Consider the following 6620-nt stretch of genomic DNA (forward strand, 5'->3'; position numbering starts at 1 on the left):
TTCATTTTTTTCCATAGCCAATAACATCATATACGATAGCACTTGCTTAGGCAATTTTTAACTCTAGCTACTTCCATGTTATGTGACCCTTTTAAAGTAAGTGTGTTTATCGTTAGCGTTTCTTCCCACATTATAACCCAATCTATTAGTTCCCCATACTTTCCTTTCCTCTATTAGACAATTTTCCAATTAATCAAACGTTTGATTAACTTTTTTTCGACACCTAGTGAAAAAATTCCCCTTCAATGGAGGAAATCTGACAACGAATGAGTGACACTATTTGATAAAATTAGCAAATAACCCCCGATTAAAAAAGGATGATTTTTCTCAGAAATACTTGATTCTTTTGAGTCTAATCTATCCTTTTTCAGCTACATTCTGAGTAATTATCATCTATTAATTGAAATTAGTGATTGGATAAATCTAATGAACCACTGTCAAAAACATGTATAGCAGAATCGCCTTTTCCCTTTTGCAAAATTGCGGTTGTCTTGCCTTCCGGATTTTTTTCTTCTGTATCGGAATATTCCCATTCCTCCTGCTCACGATTATTAATAATCGTATCATTAACGGAAACTTTGACGTTTGTTGTGTCATCCAATATTAAATCAATTTGTGGAACATTATGGACGGTCCAATTACTTTTTAAATCACGGGGATTTAATGTAATATCATTATTCAAATCAATAATCTCTAACTTCTTATTCGTTGGTACAAGAATCGTTGTATGCAAGGACGAATAGTCCGTATAAAATTCAGACATTCGGTATGGCAATTGCTTTAAGCGGATAAATAAAGTATCTCCCTTTTGTGACACATTGAGATAATCTTCTGGCTTAGCAATATCTCTTTCCTTCGATTGAACTGTGCGAAAGGTTCCAAACAAAGAAAGAACCTCTTCATTTGTTCCTTCTATTGTAATTGGATTTTGCTGACTCTCAGATTCAATAACAATTCTTTTTATGTTATCCTTCATTGCATAATTAAATTCTGGCAAATCTTTTGTTACTTCTTCTCTTTTTAATCCTTGTTCTAGAATATCCATAATGCCAGTGGTTTGGAGAAAGACCATGGATATTCCTGCTGTCCCTATTATTCCTACGATAATGATACTAAATAGATCAAAACTTAAATAAGGTTTTTCTTGCTTGGAGGAAAACAAGTATAATAAAATTTCCATTCCAAGAATAACTAAAATAATGGGCCACCAAACTTTTAATACGGTCACAATTTCCCAATCAAAAAATTGTGTAAGTAACAGAAATACTCCTAAAAATACTAAAGATAGGCCCATCGAAAAAGTGCCAACCCGCCATTGTCTCATTCTCTTCTCTCCTTATGTAACCACTGGCTTTTTGTCAAATATGGATGGCTCGAAAAACCAATGGCATAATCTATCTTTCTACCTAGTCAATACTTGTTACATTTTTTTCTTTTTCGTACCTTTTAACAGATGAATTCCGCCGACGATAAGAACGAGACAAACAATTCCTGTCTGGAAATACTGGTAAAAGAAGAAACGTAAATCAATGTCTATTATGTCTCTGATGATAGGTGAAAAAATCGGCAAGAGGATATTAATCATTAAATAATATAATCCAATTACGAGTAGCCCAATACCAAACCATTTCTGGTAGTTAATTAGATACGCAATAACAGGGGTATCCTCCAGTTCTTCTTCTCCTACCTTTGACGCTTTTTGTAATCCATCAAAGAAACTAAAGAACCAAATGATAGGGATAACGAATAAGAAAAGACCTAGTCGTAATTCATTAAGAATAAAGATGGAGAACAAGAAGGCAGCCATTAGCTGAATCCCTCTTTGCTGCAATCCTAAATATAAATGCCCTGCACCTGGGAAGACAGATAAGAAGGTCGCAATAAATTTACTTTTCTTTCCCTCTTCCCTATTCTTTTCAAAGTCCTGAAAAATGGTAATATCCTCAAGTGTTTCCCCTTTGAGTTTTTTATTAAACTGCTGGGAGACATCGTAAAAACCGTAAATCCAAATAACCGGCAAAATGGCCAAGAATAATAAAAATTCATTTGTATACGTTAGAAAAGTGATAAATAAAATCATAATTCCTAATCCTAGAAAAGCTGTTAATAGTGTTATTCCTCGATATACTAATCCTAGTTGAATATGGCCTAATCCAGGAATAAACGATAAAACAATCGTATAAAAACGCTCCGACTCAGTTGTTTTTACTAATACAGGCGCTGCCTCTTCAGTTTCTGTATTACTAGCAAAATTCACCCGCTCCTTTAAATAGCTGCTGGTCGTAATTAATGTGTCGATAAAACTAATGCAATAGATAATAAAACCTATAACAATTACGATAAATGTCCACTGGCCGTAATACCATGAACTTTGAATAATAATGGACATAAATGCTAGTCCAAATACAGCCAGCCCATATAAAAAGCCTCGTAGCTTTTTTCCAATATAGAAAAGACCTCCACCTGGAAAAAATGCTAGGATTGTTGCGACAATCGGGTTTTTCATTTCTTAAAATCCTCCTTTTTATTTCCTTCAAATGAATCCATCCAAGCAAATGTCTTATCGACTAAACCACCTGATTTTGGCTCTTGTTTTACGGATAATTCCGCTTTTTGGATCGTTTCTGTATGTTTTATAATCGATTGAAAAAATCCTGCCGACATCAGAAGCAATGTGAGACTCGCGGCAATTGCATAATGGAATATAGATGATTGATAAAAAGGACGCTTCTTTTCCCCTACATTTTCTATCACCATATCATTGGATATTTTCTTCATAATATCATTCATAAAAGCTGCTTCATCTGAAATCGAAGGAAGTATCTCCTCTTGCTTGTCTACTGCATCTATATATAATTCTAAGCATTGATCGCATGTATACAAATGATCTTCAAGCACGATTCTTTCTGTCTCATTTAGTTCATCTTTCACATACTTCATCCAATGGTCTCTAGAATAATGAGTTGTCATAAAAAGTCTTCCTCCTTCCAATGCGTTTTGATCCAGAGTCTTGCGCGATAAAGCTTCGTTTCAATCGTTTTCACTTGAACATTTTGTTCTGATGCCATTTCTTGATAGCTTTTTTCTTGAATGTAAAATCCATAAATGACATCCCGGTAATTAGCAGGTACTTCTTCCAGTCTTTGTTGAACAAGCTTTTGTCGTTCCCGCTTTATTACTTCTAATTCTACATCATCGGCTTGAGAGCCTCCTATATGAGATTCCAATTCTTCTGTCATCTCTTCTTTTCTTCTTTGTCTCTTTCTTCTCATATCAATAGCATGATTGACAGCAATTCTTGTAATCCACGTTTTAAAACCTTGATTCTCGTATTTGGGGAGAGAGGTATAGATTTTAATAAACACTTCCTGTGTCGCATCTTCTGCTTCTTTTTGGTCTTTCAAGACACTATATATCGTACGAAACAAATAGTCTCGATGCTTTTCTACTAACAGACGAAATGCGTGATCATTACCTGCTTTTACTTTTTCAATTAATACTTGATCACTAATGGCCTCTCCCCCCTTTCCTAGCCATTCTATACTAATAGACGTAAACTGATTGCCATTCCCCTACAGTCTTTTTATTTTTTTTGATATTATTCTATCTAAATTTATTTGCATGAATCTCCTTTGTAATAGTACCATTATTATTTGAAACTTTTTACCATTTCTTTCGTATTAAATTCTAAAGCAAATTATCAAAGGAGAATGTGCATGCATTATTTATTTGCATTACTGGCTTTAACACTAAATCCATTTATTTGGAAAAGTCATCTAAAAAAACAAAAGTTCCTTGTCTTTCAAATCATACGATTGATTGTTGGGATTCTTATTATTTTTTGCGTAGATTATTTTCAGCTAATCGACCATACCTTACAGGCCCTTTTTAAATACGGTGCTATTTATCTTGCTTTTTTCTTATTTTTAGATTTACTTTTTGGAAAAGTAAAGGGGTATAAAATAACTGGAATTCTATTTTTATACTTTGTCTTATTTAGTCTATACGTTCAATTTATCTATCCATTAACCATTACAGGAGATAAATTTCATTTTGTAGAGAAAAAGGCTACCGTTATCGAGAAAAAAGCTGTCTCTACAAATGAAAAGCATATCGTAGTTGTACCGGAAAGCTATGCACGATATCGCAGTGAGAAAAAGCTTGGGGAGATTACGCATCCTTCCTATTACGATTTAGGAGATTCTACTTTACAAAAAATTGATGATCATCTTTATTGGGTAACACCTATTGAATACACAGGATTTTTCAAATGGGTAAAAGGAAATGACGTTCCTGGTTTTATTAAAATGAGTGCAGAGGACGAAAATGAAGATGCAGTCTTAGTTCAATCATCCATGAAGTATGTTCCATCTGCATACTTTAATGAGGATTTAAAAAGGCTAGTCAGAAATAAACATAAAGATACCATTTTGCTTGAGGCAAGCTTTGAACCAGATGATAAGGATAAACCATATTATGTGGTTCCTTATGGGCAATATAATAAATTCCGAGAGATTGTTGATATTAAAGGAATCTATATTATTGACCCCGCTACTGGGAAAATAGAAGACTATACTATGAACAACATTCCTGATTTTATTGATCATGTCATTCCTACAAGTGTTGCCGAAGACTGGAATGAGTGGTATGGAAAATATATTCACGGTTTCTGGAATACTCTTTTTGCAAAAGAAGATATGAAATTGCCAACCACTTGGGAGAATATAGACGAAGTAAATGGTGTATTTAATGAAGACTTACAATTACATTGGTTTACTGATTTCACCCGTCCAAAATCTGATAGTGGAAGTATGGTTGGATACTCGATGATTAATGCTCGCACCGGTGCTCTTACCTTTTACACCGAAGCAAACGGATCTTTAAATGGTAAATCCGCTATCAATGTTGCCGAAAAAACCTTTCGCGCTCAAAAGTACGAAGCTGGCACGCCACTACTTTATACAATTTATGGGCAGTTTACATGGGTTGTTCCCCTTATGGACAGCAATCATGTATTAAGAGAAATTATGCTGATTAATGCCAAGGATGAAAAGGTTTATAGTTATCATACAGAAAAAACAAAGCTTTTTAATGACTATAAATATGCCCTTGTCACCCTTTTAAAAAATGATAAATCGGTTCCTAACAATATTGCCGATCAAAAAACAATCACCGGAACCGTCAGCTATGTATATAAATCAGAAATAGAAAATAGCACGATTGTAAAATTCATGCTGGAAGGAAATAAAACCATTTTCCAAGTTTCCTCCACTGATTTTCCTTATAGTATTTTCCTAGAAAAAGGGATGGAACTAACGGTAGATTATGTGGATACAGAAGAAGTGATTGTAACGGTTGAAAAATTGGTAGTAGAAGAACAAGATTTACATCAATAAAATCTATTTATTAAATAGACTTGGAAAATTAAATAAAAAAACAGCAGCTATTATTTATAATATAGGGAGAAGGGAACAAACTTCTCCCTCTTGCTGCATAGAATAAAAGAAGAGAATAAAAGAATGTTTTTCACTAGTAAACTGAAGATTATGTCAAAGGAGAAATGTACTTGATTATTATTATCCTAGCTTCTTACTTAATCGGTTCTTTTCCAACTGCCTTAATTATCGGTAAGGTTTTTTATGGCATCGACATACGTAAACATGGCAGCTTTAACCCTGGAGCGACTAATTCCATTCGTGTATTAGGCAAAAAAGCCGGGATTGCTGTTTTACTGCTTGATGTTGGAAAAGGAGCGCTAGCCGCGTGTTTACCATACTTACTTATGGTAGATGTAAATCCGTTATACACTGGATTAGTTGCTGTCATCGGTCATTGCTTTCCAATCTTTGCAAGATTCCGTGGTGGAAAAGCAATTGCTACAACAGCTGGAACCCTTCTCGTTGCCAATCCAGCACTGTTTTTCATTACCTATTTGGCTTTTTTCGCTGTCATTTTTATAACAAAGTATGTATTTCTAGGTAGTATTTCTGTAGGGATTACCATTTTCTTATATGCACTATTTTCTCCTGCTATCCAGCATGAGTGGCTCTTTTTCTTATTTTTAGTACTATTAATCTTTTTACACCGCTCTAATATTATTAATTTTATTTATAGCAAAGAACCAAAAATAAACGATAAAAATATAAAAAAAGATCGAATTAACCCGAAGAAAATAGGCTAATCCCCCTTCATCGGACAAGCTTTTTGGGAAATTGTAGATTATGGACTTTTCCTGGGAAATACTGTCGAAATACAGAAAATGATCTACTGAGATGTACAAATTCGATAGGAATGATAGGTTCCTACTTTAAGATGATCATAATAATTGAATAGTAAAGTTGATGTGTTTATAACAAGGGGGAAATGATTGGTCCATTCCCCCCTTGTTCTTTTTTGATTATATGGGCTTTGAGATGCTGTCTGTGTTACCTTTTGTTGCTGACTTTCTGGTGATTGGGCTCAGAGAGCGGTCCTCTGTTACCTTTTCCTTCTAAATTTCTTGCGTTCGGGCTCAGAGGGCGGTTCTCTGTTACCTTTTCCTGCTGGCTTTCTTGCGTTCGGGCTCAGAGAGCGGTCCTCTGTTACCTTTTTCGGCTAAATTTCTTGCGTTCGGGCTCAGA

General features: G+C 34.6%; 6 protein-coding genes. 2 read left to right on the forward strand and 4 right to left on the reverse strand.

The features are described from left to right. Window positions 1-406: 406 nt before the first annotated feature. From RTL21_RS11595 to RTL21_RS11610, 4 genes are all read right to left on the reverse strand, one after another. Window positions 407-1324 carry a hypothetical protein gene (locus RTL21_RS11595; protein ID WP_312096047.1) on the reverse strand — a complete coding sequence of 306 codons (918 nt, stop codon included), beginning with the start codon at window positions 1322-1324 and terminating at the stop codon, window positions 407-409. A 96-nt stretch (window positions 1325-1420) separates the two neighbouring features. Continuing rightward, entirely contained in the window at window positions 1421-2506 is a 1086-nt protein-coding gene (locus RTL21_RS11600; RefSeq protein WP_312096048.1) for a hypothetical protein, read from the reverse strand. Further along, complete coding sequence (locus RTL21_RS11605) at window positions 2503-2970, reverse strand: anti-sigma factor family protein (RefSeq protein WP_312096049.1); 468 nt, start codon at window positions 2968-2970, stop codon at window positions 2503-2505. Before RTL21_RS11605 ends, RTL21_RS11600 begins: the two co-directional genes overlap by 4 nt. Then, window positions 2967-3548: an RNA polymerase sigma factor gene (locus RTL21_RS11610; RefSeq protein WP_312096082.1), complete on the reverse strand. Its 582-nt coding sequence runs from the start codon at window positions 3546-3548 to the stop codon at window positions 2967-2969. The genes RTL21_RS11605 and RTL21_RS11610 overlap by 4 nt, the downstream gene beginning before the upstream one ends. Before the next feature lie 168 nt (window positions 3549-3716). Between RTL21_RS11610 and RTL21_RS11615 the strand changes: the two genes are divergently transcribed. Beyond that, a complete protein-coding gene (locus tag RTL21_RS11615) occupies window positions 3717-5396 on the forward strand; it encodes a hypothetical protein (protein WP_312096050.1) in 1680 nt (559 codons plus the stop codon). Window positions 5397-5560: 164 nt separating this feature from the next. Continuing rightward, on the forward strand, window positions 5561-6181 hold the full coding sequence (gene plsY / locus RTL21_RS11620) for a glycerol-3-phosphate 1-O-acyltransferase PlsY (protein ID WP_312096051.1): 621 nt from the start codon (window positions 5561-5563) through the stop codon (window positions 6179-6181). Window positions 6182-6620 lie beyond the last annotated feature (439 nt).

Origin of the sequence: Niallia sp. (assembly GCF_031978665.1) — a bacterium.
In the GTDB taxonomy this organism is placed as follows: domain Bacteria; phylum Bacillota; class Bacilli; order Bacillales; family Cytobacillaceae; genus Niallia.

What these genes read in the sequence shown, in the direction of transcription:
- RTL21_RS11615 (WP_312096050.1), top strand. Translation starts at nt 3,717, where the DNA reads ATGCATTATTTATTTGCATTACTGGCTTTAACACTAAATCCATTTATT.
- RTL21_RS11600 (WP_312096048.1), bottom strand. Translation starts at nt 2,506, where the DNA reads ATGAAAAACCCGATTGTCGCAACAATCCTAGCATTTTTTCCAGGTGGA.
- RTL21_RS11605 (WP_312096049.1), bottom strand. Translation starts at nt 2,970, where the DNA reads ATGACAACTCATTATTCTAGAGACCATTGGATGAAGTATGTGAAAGAT.
- plsY (WP_312096051.1), top strand. Translation starts at nt 5,561, where the DNA reads ATGTACTTGATTATTATTATCCTAGCTTCTTACTTAATCGGTTCTTTT.
- RTL21_RS11595 (WP_312096047.1), bottom strand. Translation starts at nt 1,324, where the DNA reads ATGAGACAATGGCGGGTTGGCACTTTTTCGATGGGCCTATCTTTAGTA.